This is a genomic window from Promicromonospora sp. Populi, from assembly GCF_041081105.1.
Classification (GTDB): Bacteria; Actinomycetota; Actinomycetes; order Actinomycetales; family Cellulomonadaceae; genus Promicromonospora.
This window is the reverse complement of record NZ_CP163528.1, coordinates 1,303,793-1,324,147: the sequence shown is the minus strand read 5'-3', so window position 1 is coordinate 1,324,147 and position 20,355 is coordinate 1,303,793. Positions and strand designations below refer to the sequence as shown.

General features: G+C 71.8%; 20 protein-coding genes. 16 read left to right on the top strand and 4 right to left on the bottom strand.

The genetic code is table 11. The annotated features are described in order from the left end of the window. Nucleotides 1-6: 6 nt before the first annotated feature. The 16 genes from rapZ (at nt 7) to AB1046_RS05880 (ending at nt 15,823) form a co-directional block, all read left to right on the top strand. Entirely contained in the window at nt 7-945 is a 939-nt protein-coding gene (gene rapZ, locus AB1046_RS05955) for an RNase adapter RapZ (RefSeq protein ID WP_369373338.1), read from the top strand. A gap of 17 nt (nt 946-962) precedes the next feature. After that, nucleotides 963-1,952, top strand: a complete 990-nt coding sequence (gene yvcK, locus AB1046_RS05950) for a uridine diphosphate-N-acetylglucosamine-binding protein YvcK (protein ID WP_369373336.1) — start codon at nt 963-965, stop codon at nt 1,950-1,952. A 181-nt stretch (nt 1,953-2,133) separates the two neighbouring features. After that, nucleotides 2,134-2,769 carry a GNAT family N-acetyltransferase gene (locus AB1046_RS05945; protein WP_369373334.1) on the top strand — a complete coding sequence of 212 codons (636 nt, stop codon included), beginning with the start codon at nt 2,134-2,136 and terminating at the stop codon, nt 2,767-2,769. After that, nucleotides 2,766-3,869, top strand: a complete 1,104-nt coding sequence (locus tag AB1046_RS05940) for an amino acid ABC transporter permease (RefSeq protein ID WP_369373332.1) — start codon at nt 2,766-2,768, stop codon at nt 3,867-3,869. Before AB1046_RS05945 ends, AB1046_RS05940 begins: the two co-directional genes overlap by 4 nt. Beyond that, on the top strand, nt 3,866-4,630 hold the full coding sequence (locus AB1046_RS05935) for an amino acid ABC transporter ATP-binding protein (RefSeq protein WP_369373330.1): 765 nt from the start codon (nt 3,866-3,868) through the stop codon (nt 4,628-4,630). The genes AB1046_RS05940 and AB1046_RS05935 overlap by 4 nt, the downstream gene beginning before the upstream one ends. A gap of 59 nt (nt 4,631-4,689) precedes the next feature. Further along, the gene (locus AB1046_RS05930; RefSeq protein WP_369373328.1) at nt 4,690-5,700 is read left to right on the top strand and encodes an ABC transporter substrate-binding protein; all 1,011 of its coding nucleotides are present in this window, start codon (nt 4,690-4,692) and stop codon (nt 5,698-5,700) included. An 8-nt stretch (nt 5,701-5,708) separates the two neighbouring features. Then, the gene (locus AB1046_RS05925; RefSeq protein ID WP_369373326.1) at nt 5,709-6,926 is read left to right on the top strand and encodes an LLM class flavin-dependent oxidoreductase; all 1,218 of its coding nucleotides are present in this window, start codon (nt 5,709-5,711) and stop codon (nt 6,924-6,926) included. 41 nt (nt 6,927-6,967) lie between these two features. Further along, on the top strand, nt 6,968-8,101 hold the full coding sequence (locus AB1046_RS05920; protein WP_369373324.1) for an LLM class flavin-dependent oxidoreductase: 1,134 nt from the start codon (nt 6,968-6,970) through the stop codon (nt 8,099-8,101). Further along, nucleotides 8,101-9,219 carry an LLM class flavin-dependent oxidoreductase gene (locus AB1046_RS05915; RefSeq protein ID WP_369373322.1) on the top strand — a complete coding sequence of 373 codons (1,119 nt, stop codon included), beginning with the start codon at nt 8,101-8,103 and terminating at the stop codon, nt 9,217-9,219. The genes AB1046_RS05920 and AB1046_RS05915 overlap by 1 nt, the downstream gene beginning before the upstream one ends. Nucleotides 9,220-9,371: 152 nt before the next feature. Next, entirely contained in the window at nt 9,372-10,310 is a 939-nt protein-coding gene (locus tag AB1046_RS05910; protein WP_369373320.1) for a DUF1684 domain-containing protein, read from the top strand. 113 nt (nt 10,311-10,423) lie between these two features. Next, nucleotides 10,424-11,404: a DNA-binding protein WhiA gene (whiA, locus tag AB1046_RS05905; protein ID WP_369373318.1), complete on the top strand. Its 981-nt coding sequence runs from the start codon at nt 10,424-10,426 to the stop codon at nt 11,402-11,404. A gap of 305 nt (nt 11,405-11,709) precedes the next feature. Continuing rightward, nucleotides 11,710-12,714, top strand: a complete 1,005-nt coding sequence (gene gap, locus AB1046_RS05900) for a type I glyceraldehyde-3-phosphate dehydrogenase (protein WP_357442463.1) — start codon at nt 11,710-11,712, stop codon at nt 12,712-12,714. Between the two features lie 130 nt (nt 12,715-12,844). After that, the gene (pgk, locus tag AB1046_RS05895) at nt 12,845-14,044 is read left to right on the top strand and encodes a phosphoglycerate kinase (RefSeq protein ID WP_369373315.1); all 1,200 of its coding nucleotides are present in this window, start codon (nt 12,845-12,847) and stop codon (nt 14,042-14,044) included. Nucleotides 14,045-14,105: 61 nt separating this feature from the next. Next, complete coding sequence (gene tpiA, locus AB1046_RS05890) at nt 14,106-14,876, top strand: triose-phosphate isomerase (protein WP_369375588.1); 771 nt, start codon at nt 14,106-14,108, stop codon at nt 14,874-14,876. A 288-nt stretch (nt 14,877-15,164) separates the two neighbouring features. Continuing rightward, on the top strand, nt 15,165-15,407 hold the full coding sequence (gene secG, locus AB1046_RS05885; RefSeq protein WP_369373313.1) for a preprotein translocase subunit SecG: 243 nt from the start codon (nt 15,165-15,167) through the stop codon (nt 15,405-15,407). Nucleotides 15,408-15,460: 53 nt separating this feature from the next. After that, nucleotides 15,461-15,823: an RNA polymerase-binding protein RbpA gene (locus AB1046_RS05880; protein WP_369373311.1), complete on the top strand. Its 363-nt coding sequence runs from the start codon at nt 15,461-15,463 to the stop codon at nt 15,821-15,823. A gap of 98 nt (nt 15,824-15,921) precedes the next feature. Here the strand turns inward: AB1046_RS05880 and pgl are convergent, their stop codons facing one another. From pgl to tal, 4 genes are read right to left on the bottom strand one after another with little or no spacing between them, the layout of a single operon-like run. After that, a complete protein-coding gene (gene pgl, locus AB1046_RS05875) occupies nt 15,922-16,725 on the bottom strand; it encodes a 6-phosphogluconolactonase (protein ID WP_369373309.1) in 804 nt (267 codons plus the stop codon). Next, the gene (gene opcA / locus AB1046_RS05870; protein WP_369373307.1) at nt 16,725-17,654 is read right to left on the bottom strand and encodes a glucose-6-phosphate dehydrogenase assembly protein OpcA; all 930 of its coding nucleotides are present in this window, start codon (nt 17,652-17,654) and stop codon (nt 16,725-16,727) included. Before opcA ends, pgl begins: the two co-directional genes overlap by 1 nt. Further along, entirely contained in the window at nt 17,651-19,213 is a 1,563-nt protein-coding gene (gene zwf / locus AB1046_RS05865) for a glucose-6-phosphate dehydrogenase (RefSeq protein ID WP_369373305.1), read from the bottom strand. Before zwf ends, opcA begins: the two co-directional genes overlap by 4 nt. Next, on the bottom strand, nt 19,210-20,355 hold the full coding sequence (gene tal, locus AB1046_RS05860) for a transaldolase (protein ID WP_369373303.1): 1,146 nt from the start codon (nt 20,353-20,355) through the stop codon (nt 19,210-19,212). Before tal ends, zwf begins: the two co-directional genes overlap by 4 nt.

Sequence of the window (20,355 nt, the reverse complement as noted above, 5' to 3'; positions counted from 1 at the left end):
GGCGGCATGAGCAACACCGAGCCGTCACCCACCACGGCCCCCGAGGGAATCGCCGCGATCGAGGCCGCCACGCACACCCCCGAGACGAACGAACCGCAGGTCCTGGTGATCACCGGGATGTCGGGTGCTGGCCGCTCCCGCGCCGCCGCCGTGCTGGAGGACCTCGACTGGTACGTGGTCGACAACCTGCCGCCCATGATGCTCGTGCCCCTGGTCGACCTGATGGCCAAGGGCTCCACCATCGAGCGGGTAGCCGTCGTCGTCGACGTACGCGGCCGGGAGTTCTTCTCGGAGCTCGACAAGGTGCTGGTGCACATGAGCGAGGCCGGGGTTGCCTACCGGATCCTGTTCCTCGACGCGAGCGACGAGGTGCTCGTCCGCCGCTTCGAGTCGGTGCGCCGCCCCCACCCGCTGCAGGGCGACGGCCGGATCCTCGACGGGATCGCCGAGGAACGCTCGGTGGTCGCGACCCTGGCGGAGCGGGCCGACCTGCGGATCGACACGTCCGAGCTCTCGGTGCACGACCTTGCCCGCGAGATCCGCAAGTGGCTGGCGCACGACGCCACCGAGGTGCTGCGGGTCAACATCGTCTCGTTCGGGTTCAAGTACGGCATCCCCCTGGACGCCGACCACGTGGTGGACGTACGGTTCCTGGCCAACCCGTACTGGATCACCGAGCTGCGGCACCTGACGGGGCGCGACAAGCCCGTGCGCGACTACGTGCTCGCCCGCCCGGGCGCCGTCGAGTTCGCGGACCGCTACGTCGACGCCCTGGCGCCGGTGCTCGCCGGCTATCTCAACGAGGAGAAGCGCTACGTGACTATCGCCGTCGGATGCACGGGCGGTAAGCACCGCTCCGTAGCCATGTCGGAGGCCATCGCCGAACGCCTGCGTGCCAAGGGGCAGCTTGTCACTGTCGCGGCACGTGATCTGGGCCGCGAATGATCCCGCACGCGCCGGGCGTGCCCGACATCCCCGCACCGGAGTGGAGCAAGAACCCGTCAGTCGTCGCCCTGGGCGGCGGCCACGGCCTCTCCGCCAGCCTGTCCGCGCTGCGCCTCATGTCGGACCGCCTCACGGCGGTCGTGACGGTGGCCGACGACGGCGGCTCGTCCGGCCGCCTGCGCGAGGAGCTGGACGTGCTGCCGCCGGGCGACCTGCGGATGGCGCTCGCGGCCCTGTGCGACGACTCCGAGTGGGGCCGCACCTGGAGCGCGATGCTGCAGCACCGGTTCTCGTCGAAGGGTGAGCTGGACAACCACGCGGTCGGCAACCTGCTGATCGTGGCCCTGTGGGAGCTGCTCGGCGACGCGGTCGAGGGCCTGGACTGGGTGGGCCGCCTGCTTGGCGCCCGCGGCCGGGTGCTGCCGATGGCGTCGGTGCCGCTGGTGGTCGAGGCGGACGTGCGGCACGCCGTGGCGCCGGGGGAGCCCGAGCCGGACCTGGTGACCGTGGTCGGGCAGAGCCGGGTGGCTGTGACCGAGGGCCGGATCGAACAGCTGCGCCTGCTCCCGGCGGACCCGCCTGCCTCCCCGGAGGCGGTCCAGGCGGTGCTCGACGCCGACTGGGTGGTCCTCGGGCCGGGGTCCTGGTACTCGTCGGTGCTGGTCCACCTGCTGGTGCCCGAGCTCGCGGACGCCCTGCACGTCACCAAGGCGCGACGCTGCGTGACGCTCAACCTCTCCGCGGAGAACGGCGAGACGGCGGGCCTCACCGCCGTCGACCACCTGGAGGCCCTGCACAAGCACGCCCCCGGCCTGCGGATCGACGCCGTGCTGGCGGACCCGTCAGCGGTGGAGGACGTCACGGCGTTGGAGGCCGCGGCCGCGTCCATGGGCGCGCGCGTGATCATGCGGCAGGTCCGGCGCGGCGACGACACCGCCCGGCACGACGGCCTGCGCCTGGCCGCGGCCTACCGGGACGTGTTCGAGGGCGTCTACGGCGACGTCTGAGGCGCCGCTCGCAAGTGCGTGACCGGGCGCTCCGTCCGGAATGCGAGACCTCCTAGACGTCCGTTGACATGCCCTGGGGGCGGACGTACCTTCCCGCAGATCGAATTCCTATCAAATTGATAGGAATTGCAGTCGGAGGAAGACCCGCGGGTCTGCTTCGCCACGCCCCGAGAGGACCCCCATGGCCCCGAACCGCACAGTCGTGCCCGCCGCCGTCGCCACGCGGGTCGCCGCCCTGGAGGTCCGGGACGTGCACCTGTCCGACCCCCTGGTCGAACCGCTCCTCGCCGGTCTCTCGGTCGAGTACCGCACCCGGTACCACGACCTGCTGACCGAGGAGCAGCACCGGGCCGAGATGACGCACTACGCCGCCGAGGAGTTCGCCCCGCCCGTCGGCGCCCTCGTGCTGCTCCTGGAGGACGGCGAGCCGGTGGCGGGCGGCGCGTTCCGCCGTCGGCTGGAACCAGAGCGCGGGGACGTCGCACGCCTGGCCCGGGCCGATGCCCGGGACGCGGACGGCGTCCCGGTGGTCCCGACGGCGGAGCTCAAGCGCATCTGGACCCACGCGGCGCACCGGCGCCGTGGCCTGGCGCGGCGCGTGCTGGCGGAGCTGGAGGCGCGGGCCCGTGACCTGGGGTACCCGCGGCTCTACCTGACCACCGGCCCCCGGCAGCCGGAGGCGGCGGCGCTGTACCGGTCCACCGGGTACACACCGCTCTCGGCGGCGGCAGCAGGGGAGTCGGCCACAGCGGGGCAGCCGTCGAGCCCGCCACCGTTCGAGCCGTTCCCCTTCGAGAAGTGGCTGGCCGAAGCATGAGCGCATACCTGGCCGAGGGCGAGTCGCGCCTCGTGTACCCACCGCCCGGCTTGCCGCCGGGCGCAGACGACGGGCAGCGCGGCGCAGCGCCGTCCGACGACGAGCTGCGGGTCGTCGCGGCCCGGCACCCGGGCCGGTGGATCGCCACCGCCGTCGTCCTGGTGCTGCTGGCGATGGTCGTCTCCTCCCTGGTGACCAACGAGCGCTGGGAGTGGGACATCGTGGCCCGCTACCTCACGTGGCCGTCCATCCTGGAGGGCGCCTGGGCCACGGTCCGGCTCACGGCGACGGCGTCCGTGGTGGGCTTCGCGCTCGGCACGGTGCTGGCCCTGATGCGGCTGTCACGCTCGCCCCTGCTGCAAGCGGTCTCTTGGGCCTACACCTGGGTGTTCCGCTCGGTGCCGCTGCTGCTGCAGCTCCTGCTCTGGTACAACCTCGCCTACCTGTACCCGGTGCTGAGCATCGGCATCCCGTTCGGGCCGGAGTTCCTGTTCTTCGACACGCTCTCCCTGATCGACAAGTTCTGGGCGGCGATCCTGGGACTTGGCCTGTCCCAGGCGGCGTACAGCGCGGAGATCGTCCGGGCCGGGATCCTCGGCGTCGACCAGGGCCAGCACGAGGCCGCGGCCTCGCTGGGCCTCCCGCGGCACCGGCAGGTGCGGCGGATCATCCTGCCGCAGGCCATGCGGTCCATCGTGCCCACCGCCGTGAACGAGGTGATCGGCCTGCTCAAGGGCACCTCGATCGTGTACGTCCTCGCCTACGGCGAGCTGTTCTACATAGTGAGCGTCATCTACGGCCGCAACGGCCGGGTGGTGCCGCTGCTCATCGTCGCGGCGATCTGGTACCTGGCCCTGACCACGCTCATCACGGTGGTCCAGTACTACGTGGAGCGGCACTACGCGAAGGGTGCGCTGCGCACCCTGCCGCCCACCCCGCTGCAGCGGGTCCGGTGGGAGATCCAGGTCGGCTGGTCGCGCCTCACCGGCACACCCGTGCCCGACGGCGTCCCGCCCGCCCTCGCCGCCCGCGTCCGGGTCGGGCGCTGGGTCGCCCCACGCAACGGAGCCGCCCCGCGAACGCCAGGGGGTGCCGCATGAGCGGGGGACTGCTGGAGATCCGGGGCGTGCACAAGTCGTACGGCCTGCTCGAGGCGCTGCGGGGTGTGGACCTCACCGTCCGGTCCGGCGAGGTGGTCGCGATCATCGGTCCGTCCGGCTCCGGCAAGTCGACCCTGCTGCGCGCGATCAACCACCTGGAGAAGGTGGACCGCGGGTTCGTGTCCCTGGACGGCGAGCTCATCGGGTATACCCGGCGCGGCAACACCCTGCGCGAGCTGACCGAGCGCGAGATCCTGCGCCGGCGGACCCAGATCGGGTTCGTGTTCCAGAACTTCAACCTGTTTCCGCACCTCACCGCGCTGGAGAACGTCGTGGAGGCGCCCATCTTCGCGCAGGGCCGGCCCCGCGCCGAGGCTGAGGCTCAGGGCCGCGATCTCCTGGCCCGGGTCGGGCTCGCCGACCGCGCCGACTCCCGGCCTCGGCAGCTCTCCGGCGGCCAGCAGCAACGGGTAGCCATCGCCCGCGCGCTCGCCCTGCGGCCGTCCGTGGTGCTCTTCGACGAGCCGACCTCCGCCCTCGACCCGGAGCTCGTCGGGGAGGTGCTCGAGGTGATCAAGGAGCTGGCCGGCACCGGCACCACGCTCGTCGTCGTCACCCACGAGATCGGGTTCGCCCGCGAGGTCGCCGACACCGTCGTCTTCATGGACGAGGGCGTCGTCGTCGAGCAGGGACCGCCCGGCGACGTGCTCGACCACCCCACCAACCCCCGGACCAAGGCCTTCCTGGAGAAGGTCCTGTGACCGCCGCTCCTGAACCGAGCTCAACCCCGAACCTTGCACCAGACCCGAAGGGACCCACCGTGACCGTCTCCCGACCCGTCCGAACCCGCCTGCTCGTGCTGGCCGCGGTACCGCTGCTCGCGCTCACCGCCGCCTGCTCGGCCGTCAGCACCGAGCGACCCGAGACGGACGACGCCGCCGGCCTCGCCGGGAACGCCCCCGAGTCCGCGGGCCTGCAGGTCAGCACCAGCCCGGACCAGGACCGTGTGCGCACCACCGAGGACTCGGCGGCGATAGACCTGCTCCCCGAGGAGTGGGCGGACAAGGACGAGATCGTCTTCGCCGTCAGTGCCAGCGGCTCAGCGCCGCTCGCCTTCCTCGCCGACGACGACGAGACCCCCATCGGCAACGAGACCGACATCGCGCAGCTTGTCGCCGACGCCCTCGGGAAGGACCTGCGGCTCGAGGTGCGGGCCTGGGCCGACTGGCCGCTCGCCCTCCAGTCCGGCGACGTCGACGCCGTCATCTCCAACGTCACCGTGACCGAGGAGCGCAAGGAGACCATCGACTTCTCCAGCTACCGCATCGACGAGCTCGGCTGGCTCACCGCTGCCGACTCCGACCTGGTCATCGACTCGCGCGAGGACATCGCCGGGCGGGTGGTGGGCGTCGGCTCCGGGACCAACCAGGAGGCGATCCTGCTCGAGTGGGACCGCCTCAACCAGGCCGACGGCCTGGAGCCCATCCAGGGCCCCGAGTACTACGAGCAGCTCTCCGACGTGCTGCTCGCCCTCCAGTCCGGACGCGTCGAGGCATACGTGGGCCCGAACGCCTCCCTCGCCTACCAGGCGGCCGTATCCCCGGACGACTTCAAGGTGGTCGGCACCCTGAACGGCGGCTGGCCCGACACGGCGCAGATCGCCGTCGCGACCAGGAAGGGCGCCGGCGCCGCCGAGGCGGTCACCGCCGCCCTCAACCACGCCATCGAGGACGGCTCCTACCAGCAGGTGCTTGAACGCTGGGGCCTCCAGGTCGAGGCTGTGGAACGCGCCGAGACCAACCCGCCCGGCCTGCCCAAGACCGAGGAGTGACCACCACCATGACCACACGCAGAGTCCCGCTGTCCGTCCTCGACCTGGCCCTGGTCGCCGAGGGCTCCACCGGCGTCCAGGCGATCCAGCGCGCCGTGGCGCTCGCGGTCGACCTCGACCAGCTCGGATACCGGCGCGTCTGGTACGCCGAGCACCACCTCGCCCCCGGCGTCGCCTCCGCCGCTCCGGCGGTCCTGGCGGCCGCCGTCGCCGCCCGCACCACGCAGATCAGCGTCGGCTCCGGCGCGGTCCTGCTGTCCACGACGTCGCCCCTGGTCGCCGCCGAGCAGTTCGGCACCATCGCGGCGCTGCACCCGGGCCGGGTCGACCTGGGGCTCGGGCGCGCGTTCACGGTGCCGCCGTCGGCCAAGCCGGGTGGTGCTGGAAAGCCCGACGCCGCCAAGGCCCCCGACGCCGGGCCGCCCGCCCGCCCACCGGCGTCCGCCGCGCCGCGGCTCGTCGACGGCCTGTACGTGCCGCCCGCCCCGCCGAACGGGCTCAACGACCCTGCGCTGCGTGAACGGATCCTCGCCCAGCAGGACGTGATCGGCGCGCAGCGCACGCCCGCCGACTTCCGGCAGGAGGTCGAGCTTGTGCTCGACGTCCAGCGCGGCACCTACCGGGACCGGACCGGCGGCGCCTACACCAGCCCGCCCGTCGAGGGAGCGGCGTTCGACCTGTGGCTGCTCGCGTCCAGCGGGGGCGAGAGCGCCACCGTCGCGGGCGCGCTGGGCCTGCCGCTGGCGGCGAACTTCCACGTCAGCCCCGCCACGATCCTGGACACGGTGGCCGCCTACCGGGCGGCGTTCCGGCCGGGGGTGGTGGCCGAGCCCTACGTGACCGTCTCCGCGGACGTGCTCGTCGCGCAGACCCAGGAACGCGCCCGTGTGCTCGCCGAGCCGTTCGCCGACTGGGTGCTGTCCATCCGCCGCGGCGAGCGCGGTGCGATCGCCTACCCGTCGCCGTCGGCGGCCACCGCCTGGACCGACCGGCCCGACGCCGAACGTGCGCTGGTGGCCGACCGGGTCGACACGCGGATCGTCGGTGACCCGGCGACCGTCGTCGAACGGCTCGAGACGCTCCAGCGCGTGACCGGCGCCGACGAGCTGCTCGTCACCACCGCCACCCACGACCCCGCCGAGACGCGCCGGTCCTTCGAGCTGCTCGCCGAGGCCTGGGGCAGCACCGACCGGGTGCCCACCCCGGCGGCGGCCGGCGCCGTCTGACCTGATCCACAAGATTCAGCCCGCACCGAAGGAGAACCCCCATGCCCGTCGAGTTCCTCGGCATCGCCGCCACCAATGACGCCTCCGAGACCACTGAGCGCACCACCAAGCCGTTCGACCTCGACTACCTGGTCCGCATCGTGCGCGCGCACGAGGACAACGGCTGGACCCGCGTCCTGTTCGCCTACGGCTCGTCCGGGCCGGAGCCCGCCGCGCTGGCCGCGCACGTGGCCGCGCACGTGCCGAACATCGAGCTGCTGCTGGCGCACCGGCCCAACGTCTCCTACCCGACGTATGCGGCCAAGACGTTCGCGACGCTCGACCAGGTATCGGGCGGGCGGCTGTCCGTGCACTTCATCTCGGGCGGCAACGACCGCGAGCAGGGCCGGGAGGGCGACACCCTCACGAAGGACGAGCGGTACGCCCGCACCCGCGAGTACATCCAGATCGTCAAGCGGGCGTTCACGAGCGCCGAGCCGTTCGACCACCACGGCCAGTTCTACGACTTCGACGACTTCGTGCTGGACGCCAAGCCGTATCCCGGGCACGTGCCCACCATCTCGTTCGGCGGCTCGTCCGAGGCGGCCTACCCGGTGGGCGCCGCGGAGGCCGACATCTACGCGGTCTGGGGCGAGCCGCTGGACCGCACCGCCGAGCAGATCGCCCGCGTGCACGCCGAGGCGCAGGCGGCGGGCCGCACCACGCCGCCGCGGATCCACGCCGCGTTCCGGCCGATCATCGCGCCGACCGAGGAGCTGGCCTGGGAGAAGGCGCACGGCATCCTGGACCGGATCGAGGCGCGCAAGGCCGCCCAGGGCGGTGTGCTGAGCCGGCGGCACCCGATCGACAAGCCGGAGAACGCCGGGTCGCAGCGCCTGCTGGAGATCGCCGCCCAGGGCGAGCGGTTCGACACGGCGCTGTGGACCGCCACCGCGAAGGCGACCGGCGGTGCCGGGAACTCCAACGCGCTGGTCGGCACGCCCGAGCAGGTCGCCGACGCGCTGCTCGCCTACTACGACCTGGGTGTGCGGGTCATCTCGGCCCGGGGCTACGACCTGGTAGACGACGCGATCGACTTCGGCCGGTACGTCATCCCGCTGGTCAAGGAGGGTGTCGCGGAGCGCGACCGCGCGGTCGCCACGGCGGGGCAGGCAACCGAGGGGGCGGCCGCCTAGTGCGCTTCCAGGTCCTGGACATCGCGTTCAACCCGCCCCATCCCGTCACGGGCGAGACGGTGGCCCCCGCCGACCGGCTGAACCGGATCGTGGACACGGCGGTGCTCGCCGAGGAGCTCGGGTTCGACTCCTTCGCGGTGGGGGAGCGGCACGCGGGCGCGGTGCTGTCGTCGGCCCCGACCGTGCTGCTGGGCGCCATCGCGGCCCGCACGTCCCGGATCCTGCTCTCCACCGGCGTCACGGTGCTGTCCCTGCACGACCCGATCCGGCTCGCGGAGGACCTCGCGACGGTCGACCAGCTCAGCCGCGGCCGCCTGGAGATCGTGATCGGCAAGGGCAACGAGGACCTGCAGTACCCGCTGCTTGGGCTGGACATCACCAAGCAGTACGAATACCTGCGGGAGAACTACGAGCTCCTCCGACTCCTGCTGGCCAGCGAGGACGTCACGTGGGAGGGCAGGCACCGGCCCAGGCTGGAGCACGCGACCACGCTGCCACGCCCGTTCGCGGGCCCGTTCCGCATCTGGCACGGCTCGGCGACGTCGCAGTTCGCCGTCGACCTCGCGGCCGAGCACGGGGACCCGATAGTCACCGCCAACGCGCTGCAGCCCCGCGAGAACTACGGTGTGCTCATCGACCGGTACCGCGAGCAGTACGCGGCTGCCGGGCACGACCCGGCCTACGGGTTCGTGGGCGCCGGGTCGGGCGGCCTGTTCCTCGCCGACACCACTGAGGAAGCCGTAGAGCAGTACCGGCCCATCTACGAGGGCCAGGTGCGCCAGCAGGACGCGCGCAAGTACGCCCCGGGCGCCGTCGGCAAGGTGACCAGCTTCCGGACCATCGAGGACGCCGTCGAGCGCGGGCCGGCGCTGGTGGGCTCGCCCGAGCGGGTGGCCAAGAAGATCCTCGACTACCACTCCTCCTTCGGGCACGTGCTGCAGTCGGTCTCCGTGAACCACCTGCTCGCCCCGGCGCAGCAGGAGGACGTGCTGCGCCGGTTCGCGGCCGAGGTGATCCCGCAGGTGCGGGCCGAGGTCCACACCGACCTGTGGGGTCCGCTCGACGGGCGGCGGGCCGCCGGCTTCACCGCCGTCGACCCGGCGGCGATACCCTACTGATCCAATGCGTATTGGTTTGGCTGGGTATGAGATCGGGGCTTGGCGCCGCGACTTCACCCGCTGCCGGGGGCAACCAAAACGGCCGCCCGCCCGTCCTGTACCGGTGGGGGCCGATGCCCGCGCCAGCAGGCACCCCGACCGGGAGGACTGACATGACCGAGGCTCTGCACACCCGAGCCGTCGGCACTGCCGTCGACGACGCTGCCGCCGACGCCGTCCGCGAGCATGCGGCCTGGCGCGCCGCCCGCGAGCGCGAGCTGCGCGAGCCGCACGGGTGGCTGAGCCCGACCGCGCTGCTGTGGCCCACGGCGAAGCCGGGGCGCCTGCCCGGCCTGCCCGGCGAGTGGTGGGTCGCCGACGGGATCCTGTACACCCGGCCGGTGCCGGGCGATACGGCGGTGCTGGCGGGGGAGCGGGTCGAGCCGGACGGCCCGACGGCGGTCGGGGTCGGCGAGGGCCGCAGCCGGATCATCGGCACGTTCGTGCCGGAGGACCGGGGCGGTCCTGCCGCCGGGGCCGACGACGCCGAGGTGGCCGTCGAGGTCGTGGTGCGCACGGGCCGGTACGGCGTGCGCCCGCGCGACCCGCAGGCCGCCACGCGCACGGGGTTCACCGGTGTCCCCTCGTTCGACTACGACCCCGCCTGGGTGCTCGACGCCCCCGTGCGCTGGTACGACGAGCCGGAGTCCGTCGCGGTCGGCTCCGCCCAGCCCGGCCTGGTGCACCACGTCGAGGTGTTCGGCGAGGTCGACGTCGTGCACGACGGGCGGTCGGCGACCGTTTCGCTCACCGGCACCCTCACCTCGCCCACCATCGTCTTCAGCGACGAGGCCGATGGCGTCGCGTCCTGGCGGGCCGTGGTTGTCACGACGTCGGACCAGGCCGACGCCGACGCCGACGCCGACGCCGACGCCGACGCCGACGAGCGGGCGGACGAGGCTGCCCCCGCGACGTCGGACACGCTGCGGCTGGACCTGAACCGGGCGGTGAACCTGCCGCACGCCTTCACGGACTTCAGCACGAGCGCGGCGCCGCTGCGGGGCAACCACCTGCCGTTCGCGGTCACGGCGGGGGAGAAGGCGCCGCGATGAAGGACGCATTCTTGCAGGCCGAAGGACCCATGTGGCGACACGCCGGGACATTTCGCCCGAGTATCCGCGATTCCACCGGGATGCCGTGGGCGTGACCATGGCAGGATGACGCCATGGCGCTCACGGGACAGGTCAAGGAGGAGCTCGCGCGGGTGAGGGTGGCGAAGACGTCGTGCCGCAAGGCCGAGGTCTCCGCGACGCTGAGGTTCTCCGGCGGGCTCCACATCATCTCCGGTCGGGTCGTGATCGAGGCTGAGCTCGACACCGAGGCGGGGGCCACCCGGCTGCGGCATGCCATCCACGACCTGTACGGGCACACGAGCGAGCTCATCGTCGTCCAGGCCGGTGGCCTGCGGAAGAGCTCGCGGTTCGTGGTGCGCGTGGTGCGCGAGGGCGAGTCGCTCGCCCGCCAGACCGGCCTCCTCGACGCCCGCGGCCGCCCCGTCCGCGGACTTGCGCCCGAGGTCGTGTCCGCCGGGGTGCAGGAGGCCGAGGCCGTGTGGCGCGGCGCCTTCCTGGCGCACGGCTCCCTGACCGAACCCGGCCGCTCCATGGCGCTCGAAGTGACCAGCCCCGGGCCGGAGGCGGCGCTCGCGCTCGTCGGTGCGGCCCGCCGGCTGGGCGTCGCTGCGAAGTCCCGCGAGGTGCGCGGGATCGACCGCGTGGTCATCCGCGACGGCGACTCCATCGGGCGGATGCTGGAGCGCGTCGGCGCGCCCGAGACCCTCAAGGTCTGGGAGGAGCGCCGGGAGCGCCGCGAGGTGCGCGGCACCGCCAACCGTCTGGCGAACTTCGACGACGCGAACCTGCGCCGCTCCGCCCGCGCCGCCGTCGCGGCGGGTGCGCGCGTCCAGCGGGCCTTCGAGATCCTGGGCGACGAGCTGCCGGAGCACCTGCGCCAGGCCGGCGAGCTGCGGCTCGCGCACAAGCAGGCGTCGCTCGAGGAGCTGGGCCGCCTGGCCGAGCCGCAGCTGTCGAAGGACGCCGTGGCGGGCCGGATCCGCCGGCTGCTGTCGACCGCGGACAAGCGCGCTCTTGAGCTGGGTATCCCAGACACCGAGGCCGGGCTCCCCGCGGACCTGCTCGACCTGTGACCTGACCCGCGCGGCCGGCTGCCGAATCCGTATCGCATCCATTCTGTGGATACGAACAGAACCGGGAGTTCTACGCTGTCCGGCTCGGGTCACGGTTCGCCCGGCTTCGGGTATAGGCTCGAAATCGTCAGGTGACGACGCCGTGACCATCGCGTTTCCCGTACGGGTCGTCGCGGGGTCGCGGTGCCATGAATACCCTGGCAACGCACTTCGCCGTCGGGCATCGACGGCAGTGGCGACAGATACGCGACAGATTAAAAGAAACGTGTGCGCCGGGACGGCCGGCGCCCCCTGAGGAGGGCATTGTGACCATCCGCGTCGGCATCAACGGCTTCGGCCGTATCGGCAGGAACTTCTACCGGGCTCTCGTCGAGTCGGGTGCAGACATCGAGGTTGTCGGGGTCAACGACCTGACCGACAACAAGACGCTCGCGCACCTGCTCAAGTACGACACGACGCTCGGCCGCTTCGGCAAGTCCGTCGACTTCGACGACGAGAACATCATCGTGGACGGCAAGAAGATCCGCGCCCTCGCCGAGCGCAACCCCGCAGACCTTCCCTGGGGCGAGCTGGGTGCGGACATCGTCATCGAGTCCACGGGCTTCTTCACGGACGCCACCAAGGCGAAGGCGCACATCGACGCCGGCGCCAAGAAGGTCATCATCTCGGCCCCGGCCAAGAACGAGGACGCCACCTTCGTCATGGGCGTCAACAACGAGCTGTACGACCCGGCGGCGCACCACATCATCTCGAACGCGTCGTGCACCACGAACTGCCTCGCCCCGCTGGCGAAGGCGCTGAACGACTCGATCGGCATCGAGCGTGGCCTCATGACCACGATCCACGCCTACACGGGTGACCAGAACCTGCAGGACGGCCCGCACAGCGACCTGCGTCGCGCCCGTGCAGCCGCGCAGAACATCGTCCCGACCACGACGGGTGCGGCCAAGGCCGTCGCCCTGGTGCTGCCGGAGCTCAAGGGCAAGCTGGACGGCTACGCCCTGCGCGTGCCGGTCATCACCGGCTCGGCCACGGACCTGACCTTCGAGGCCTCGCGCGAGGTCACGATCGACGAGGTCAACGCCGCCGTCAAGGCTGCCGCCGAGGGCCCGCTCAAGGGTGTCCTGGAGTACGTCGAGGACGAGATCGTCTCCTCGGACATCGTGACCAACCCGCACCAGAGCATCTACGACTCGAAGCTCACCAAGGTGATCGGCAACCAGGTCAAGGTCGTCGCCTGGTACGACAACGAGTGGGGCTACTCGAACAGCCTCGTCAACCTCACCGTGTTCGTCGGCGAGAAGCTCTGACCACCCTCGTCCTGACGTGAACCCCGACGTCCGCGTGCGCATCGGCCAGCCGGCGCACGCGGACGTCGTCATGTAACGACAGCCCGTCCGGCGAACAACCTTCGCTGCCGGACCCCGATCTGGAGAGCTCATGAAGACCATCGACTCCCTCGGCGACCTGCGCGGCAAGCGCGTCCTGGTCCGCTCCGACTTCAACGTGCCGCTCGACGGGACGACCATCACGGACGACGGCCGCATCCGCGCCGCGCTGCCCACGCTGCAGCGGCTGACCGGTGCCGGTGCCCGCGTCGTCGTGCTGGCGCACCTCGGCCGCCCCAAGGGCACGCCGGACCCCCAGTACTCCCTCGCGCCCGTCGCGGCCCGCCTGGGCGAGCTGCTCGGCCAGGACGTCCCGCTCGCCGAGGACCTCGTCGGCCCGTCGGCGAAGGCGACGGTCGAGGCCCTGGCCGACGGCCAGGTCGCCCTCCTGGAGAACGTCCGGTTCGACGCGCGCGAGACCTCGAAGGTCGACGCCGAGCGCGCCGAGCTCGCCGGTGAGCTCGCGCAGCTCGCGGACGCGTTCGTCTCGGACGGCTTCGGTGTGGTGCACCGCAAGCAGGCGTCGGTGTACGACGTCGCGCAGGTGCTGCCTGCCGCGGCCGGTGACCTGGTACTGAACGAGGTCGAGTCGCTGTCGAAGGCGACCGGCGACCCGGAGCGCCCCTACGCCGTGGTGCTCGGCGGCTCCAAGGTGTCCGACAAGCTCGGCGTCATCGCGAACCTCCTGACCAAGGCCGACCGCCTGCTCATCGGCGGCGGCATGGTCTTCACGTTCCTCGCGGCCAAGGGCCTGTCGGTGGGCAACAGCCTGCTGGAGACCGACCAGGTCGAGGCCGTCAAGGGCTACCTCGCCTCGGCGGAGGAGAACGGCGTCGAGATCGTGCTGCCGGTCGACATCGTCGCGGCGGACTCCTTCGCCGCGGACGCGGCGCACCGGACCGTCGCCGCGGACGCGATCCCGGACGGCACCATGGGGCTCGACATCGGCCCGGAGTCGGGCAAGCTGTTCGCGCAGAAGCTCGCCGACGCCAAGACCATCGCCTGGAACGGTCCCATGGGCGTCTTCGAGTTCGAGGCGTTCGCCGCGGGCACCAAGGCCGTGGCGCAGGGCATCATCGACGCGACGGCCGCGGGCGCCTTCTCGATCGTGGGCGGCGGTGACTCGGCAGCGGCCGTGCGTGCGCTCGGCTTCGACGAGGCCGGGTTCAGCCACATCTCCACCGGCGGCGGCGCCAGCCTGGAGCTGCTGGAGGGCAAGGAGCTCCCCGGCCTGACCGTCCTCGCCGACTGACCGACCTGTCGTATCTGACGAAAAGAAGGAAGAAAACGTGGCTACCACCCGCACGCCCCTGATGGCGGGCAACTGGAAGATGAACCTGGACCACCAGCAGGCGATCAGCACGGTCCAGAAGCTCTCCTGGTCCCTGAAGGACGCCAAGCACGACTACCAGGCGGTCGAGGTGGCGGTGCTGCCGCCGTTCACCGACCTGCGGTCGGTGCAGACGCTCGTCGACGGCGACAAGCTGGAGCTCGTCTACGGCGCCCAGGATCTCTCCAAGCACGAGTCCGGCGCGTACACCGGTGAGGTCTCCGGGGCGATGCTGTCGAAGCTGGGCTGCACCTACGTGGCGATCGGGCACTCGGAGCGGCGCGAGCACCACGCGGAGACCGACGACGTCGTGAACGCCAAGGTGCGTGCCGCCTTCGCCCACGGCCTGACCCCGATCCTGTGCGTCGGCGAGGGCCTGGAGGTCCGTAAGGCCGGCGACCAGGTGTCCTACACGCTGGCGCAGGTCGAGGCCGCGCTGGCGGACGTCCCGGCCGAGCAGGTCGCGCAGATCGTCGTCGCCTACGAGCCCGTCTGGGCCATCGGCACCGGCGAGGTCGCCACCCCGGAGGACGCGCAGGAGGTGTGCGGCGCGATCCGCCGCGTGCTCGGCGAGCTGTGCGGCGCCGACGTCGCCGCGGGCGTGCGGGTGCTGTACGGCGGCTCGGTGAAGTCGGGCAACGTCGCGCAGATCATGGCGCAGCCCGACGTCGACGGCGCCCTGGTCGGCGGCGCGAGCCTGGACCCGGAAGAGTTCGCGAGAATTGCCCGCTACCAGTCCCACGTAACGGCCTGATTCTCCAGTGGTTGTGGGCGCGATCGTTGCGCCTAGAACGGGCGGTTGGTCGCAACGGTCGCGCCCACAACCAATGGCTGACATCGCGGGGCTGAGACCGTCTCGCAATCTGGCTGATGTACTCTCGCTCGGGCGTGATGTTCCAGGTGTGACCGCTGCTCACGGCTCTATCGCTTGCTGCATGGAGTCCTGAACAGGTGGTTCGCACTGTGAGGTGCGTCTCGCTTACTCTTGACCGATCCGCCGCCGGGAAACACCCGGTACACCTACAACCGAGGACGTGAACTCGTGGACGCGCTCCGCATCATCCTTCTGGTCCTGCTGGTCCTGACCAGCGGCTTCTTGACCATGCTCATCCTGCTCCACAAGGGCAAGGGTGGCGGGATGTCTGACATGTTCGGTGGCGGTATCTCGATGGGCGCCGGTTCGTCCGGCGTGGCCGAGCGGAACCTCAACCGCATCACCGTTGGCTTCGCCCTGGTGTGGGCCGTGGTGATCGTGCTGCTCGGGCTCATCCAGCGGGTCAGCTGACCGGTCGCCAAGCGGCCAGCGGCTGACGGCCACACACAGAGGGGACGACAGACGTGGCATCAGGTGGTCATGCGATTCGGGGGAGCAGGGTAGGTGCAGGCCCCCTCGGGGAGACGGAGCGCGGCGACACTGCGCCACGTATCCGGGTTTCTTACTGGTGTGCCAACGGGCACGAGACAGCACCGAGCTTCTCGGTGGGCGAGGACGTGGAGGCTCCCACGCAGTGGGACTGCCCCCGTTGCGGGTTCCCCGCAGGGATGGATCCGGTCAATCCGCCGGCTCCCGTGCGGAACGAGCCGTACAAGACGCACCTTGCCTACGTGAAGGAGCGCCGGTCCGAGGAGGACGGCGCCGCCCTCCTGGAGGAGGCGCTGGAGGCACTGCGGATCCGCCGTGGCGGACGCGTAGCAAGCTAACTTTTTTTGCAGTGTGGTGAAGCAGAGCGCCTGCCCCGGTCGGGTCGACCGGGGCAGGCGCTCTGCTTCACCGCTGTGTTGTCAGTTCCGCTGTGCGGTCACTTCTTGGCGCCGGCCGCTTCCGCGTCCAGCAGCCACAGGGTCCGTGCCTGCCCGACGGCGCCCGCGGCGGGCACCTTCGTCACCGGCTCGCCCGCCAGCGCGGCGGCCACCTGCCCGGCCTTCTCGGCCCCCGCCGCAACGATCCACACCTCGCGGGCGGACCGGATCGCGTCGAACGTGAGCGAGACCCGCTCGGGCGGCGGCTTGGGCGAGCCGTGCACGCCCGCCGTCGTGCCCTGGGCGGCCAGGCCGTCGTGGCCGGGGAACAGGGACGCGACGTGCCCGTCGGGCCCCATGCCGAGCAGCAGGACGTCGAACGCCGGCACGGGGGTCGCCGCGCCGGCCGGTGCGTGCTCCGCGAGCTGCGCCGCGTAGACCGCGGCGCCCTCCTCGGGAGTCGCGACCGACGTCGGGCCCGGCATGGGGTGGACGTTGGCCGCCGGGAGCCCGTGGTTGACGACCAGGTCGTCGAGCAGGGCCTGACGGGCCTGCGTCTCGTTGCGGTCCGGGTCGCCGTCCGGCAGGAACCGCTCGTCGCCCCACCAGAGGTGGACCCCCGACCAGTCGACGGCCGGCACGAGCGGGCTGGCGGCCACGGCCGCCAGCGACGCGATGCCGACCGTGCCACCGGTGAGCACAACGTGCACGGGGGAGCGGACCGACTGCACGTCCAGGATGCGCGTCAGCAGCCGCGCGGCCGCTGCCTGCGCCAGCACCTCCTTGTCGGGGTGCACGACGACGAGCCGCACCCCGGACCCGGGGCCGGCCGCCGGGCCGGGCCCCGTCTCCGAGCCGGACATCAGGCCGCTGTCCGCGTGGTGATGTGCTTGAGGCCCCGGATGAGGGTCTCCTCGAAGATCTCGTCCGGGTCGAGCCGGCGCAGCTCCTCGATCAGGGCCTCGTTGAGCGCACGGATCGGCAGGGCGATCCGGCGTGCGGGCTTGCCCGGCTGCGTGATGGTGACTGTGCGGCCGTCGGGGCGGTCGAGCACGATCGGCCCGCTCTTGCGCTCCAGGGTCACGCGGGTGATCGCGTCGTCGCTGTCCGTGCGGACCACCTCGGCGGGGCAGTTCAGCCGGGTGCCGAGCCAGGCCGCGAGCAGGTCGAGCGACGTGTGCCGCTTCTGCCCCTCGACCGACACGGAGAGCACGGGCTCGTACGGCGGCTGCTCGACGGCGGCCGCGATGAGCCCCCGCCACAGGGTGACCCGGGCCCATGCGAGGTCGGTGTCCCCGGGGGCGTACGTCCCGGCTAGGTTCTCCAGCATCTCCGCCGGGTTCTTGGCGATGGTGCTGTCGATGATCCGGCGGGCCGCCATGGCGCCCACCGGGTCCTGCGACGGCACCTCAGGCGCCTCCCGCGGCCACCAGGCCACGATCGGCGCGTCGGGCAGCAGGAGCGGCATCACGAGGGTGTCCGTGCGCTCCAGGAGCGGACCGAAGGCGCGCAGCACCACCACCTCCGAGGCGCCGGCGTCACCGCCCACCCGGATCTGGGCGTCGAGGCGGGCGTTGGAACCGCTCGCCGCCGGGGCGACGACGATGACCCGGCACGGGTGCTCGCGGCTCGCGTCGTTCGCGGCCTCGACGGACTCCTCCACGTCCCGCTCGTCGGCCAGGACCACGAGAGTGAGGACCCGACCGAGGGCTACCGCGCCGCCCTCGTCGCGCAGGCGCACCAGCCGCTTGTTGATCAGGTTGGTAGTGGTGTCCGGCATGTCGATGATCATGGTCGCCTCCAGGTCCTGCCGTCGCGTTCCATCATGGCGTCGGCCGACGCCGGACCCCAGGTGCCCGACGCGTACGGCTCCGGCTGGCCCTTGCGCGCCCAGTAGGACGTGATCGGGTCGAGGATCTTCCAGGAGAGCTCGACCTCCTCCCGCGTCGGGAACAGCGGCGGGTCGCCGAGCAGCACGTCCAGGATGAGTCGCTCGTAGGCCTCGGGGGAGGACTCGGTGAACGAGTGCCCGTACCCGAAGTCCATCGTCACGTCGCGCACCTGCATCGCCGTGCCCGGCACCTTGGCGCCGAACCGCATGGTGACGCCCTCGTCGGGCTGCACGCGGATGACCAGGGCGTTGTTGCCGAGCTCGGACGTCAGCGACGACTCGAACGGCAGGTGCGGCGCCTTCTTGAACACCACTGCCACCTCGGTGACCCGGCGGCCCAGGCGCTTGCCGTGCCGCAGGTAGAACGGGACACCCGCCCAGCGGCGGTTGTCGACGTCGACCCGGACGGCGGCGAAGGTCTCCGTGGTGGAGTCCTTCGCGATGCCGTCCTCCTCGAGGAAGCCGGGCACCTCGTCGCCGCCCTGCCAGCCGCCCTCGTACTGGCCGCGGGCGGTGTGCTTGCCGAGGTCCCGCGGCAGGCGCACGGACGAGAGCACCTTGATCTTCTCGGCGCGCAGCTCGGGGGCGTCGAAGTTGACGGGCTCCTCCATCGCCACCAGCGCCAGGAGCTGGATCAGGTGGTTCTGGATGACGTCGCGCGCGGCGCCGATCCCGTCGTAGTAGCCGGCGCGGCCGCCGATGCCGATGTCCTCGGCCATCGTGATCTGCACGTGGTCCACGTAGCTCGAGTTCCAGATGGGCTCGAACATCGTGTTCGCGAACCGCAGCGCCAGCAGGTTCTGGACGGTCTCCTTGCCCAGGTAGTGGTCGATGCGGAACACCGACTCGGGCTCGAAGACCTCGGAGACGACGGCGTCGAGCTCGCGCGCGCTGGCCAGGTCGTGGCCGAACGGCTTCTCGATGACCACCCGCCGCCAGGCGTCCACGCCGTCGCCGTCCGCGTCGTCGTCGGGCCGCGACAGCCCGTGCTTGGCGAGCTGCCGGCAGACCACGGGGAACGCCGCCGGGGGGACCGACAGGTAGAACGCGTGGTTGCCGCCGGTGCCGCGCTCCTTGTCGAGGGTCTCGACGGTCTCGCGAAGCCGCTCGAACGCGGCGTCGTCGTCGAACGAGCCCTGCACGAACCGGATGCCCTCGGCGAGCTGGCGCCACGTGGCCTCCCGGAAGGGGGTACGGGCGTGCTCCTTGACGGCGTCGTGCACCACCTGCGCGAAGTCCTGGTCCGCCCAGTCGCGCCGGGCGAAACCCGTCAGGGCGAAGCCCGGCGGGAGCAGGCCGCGGTTGGCGAGGTCGTAGACGGCGGGCATCAGCTTCTTGCGTGCCAGGTCGCCCGTCACGCCGAAGATCACCAGGCCGCTCGGGCCCGCGATGCGGGGCAGCCGCAGGTCGAGGGGGTCGCGCAGGGGGTTGACGCCCTGCGCGATCTTTGCCGGCCTCACCGGACGCCGCCCCCTGCACCGGCGCCGTCGAGCCCCGTCTTGGTGGTCGTCAGGAGCTCGTCCCAGCTGACCTCGAACTTCGTCACGCCCTCGTCCTCCAGCTGTGCCGTCACCTCGTCGATGGAGATGCCCTGCGCCTCGATGGCCGCGATCACCGCGGCGGCCTCCGCGCCCGACCCCGTGACGGTGTCGGCCAGGACGATGCCGTGGTCGGCGAACGCGTCGAGCGTCTTCTCGGGCATCGTGTTGACCACACCCGCCACCACAAGCTCGTCCACGTACATCGTGTCGCGGTAGCTCGGGTCCTTCACGCCGGTCGACGCCCACAGCGGACGCTGCGGCTGGGCGCCGGCGGCCTTGAGCGCGGCCCACCGGTCGGTCGAGAAGACCTCCTCGTAGGCCGCGAAGGCCAGCCGAGCGTTCGCGATGGCGGCCTGGCCGCGCAGCGCGAGCGCCTCGTCGGTGCCGATCGTGTTCAGGCGCTTGTCGACCTCCGAGTCCACGCGGGACACGAAGAACGACGCCACCGAGCCGATGACGGACAGGTCGTGGCCCGCCTCCTTGGCCTGCTCCAGCCCGGCGAGGAAGGCGTCCATCACCGCCCGGTACCGGTCGATCGAGAAGATCAGCGTCACGTTCACGCTGATGCCCTTCGCCAGGGTGGCCGTGATGGCCGGCAGGCCCTCGACGGTGGCGGGGATCTTGATCATCACGTTCGGCCGGCCGACGGTCTCCCACAGCCGCACGGCGGTGGTCTGGGTCGCCCCGGTGTCGCGGGCGAGCCGCGGGTCCACCTCGATGGACACGCGGCCGTCCACGGCTGAGCTCGCGTCGTACGCGGGGCGCAGCACGTCGGCGGCGTCGCGCACGTCGTCGGTGGTGATGCGCTCGACCGCCGTCTCGACGTCGGAGCCGGCCAGCTCGGCCAGGGTCCCGGCGTAGGCGTCGCCGTGCGCGAGCGCGGCGGCGAAGATCGTCGGGTTGGTGGTGACTCCCACGACGTTCCTGGTGGTCATGAGCTCGGCCAGGTTGCCGGTGCGCAGGCGCTCACGGGACAGGTCGTCCAGCCAGATGGCGACACCCGCCTCGGACAGCCGCTGGGTGGGACTGACGTTCTCGCTTGTGCTCGTGCTCTCGGTCAT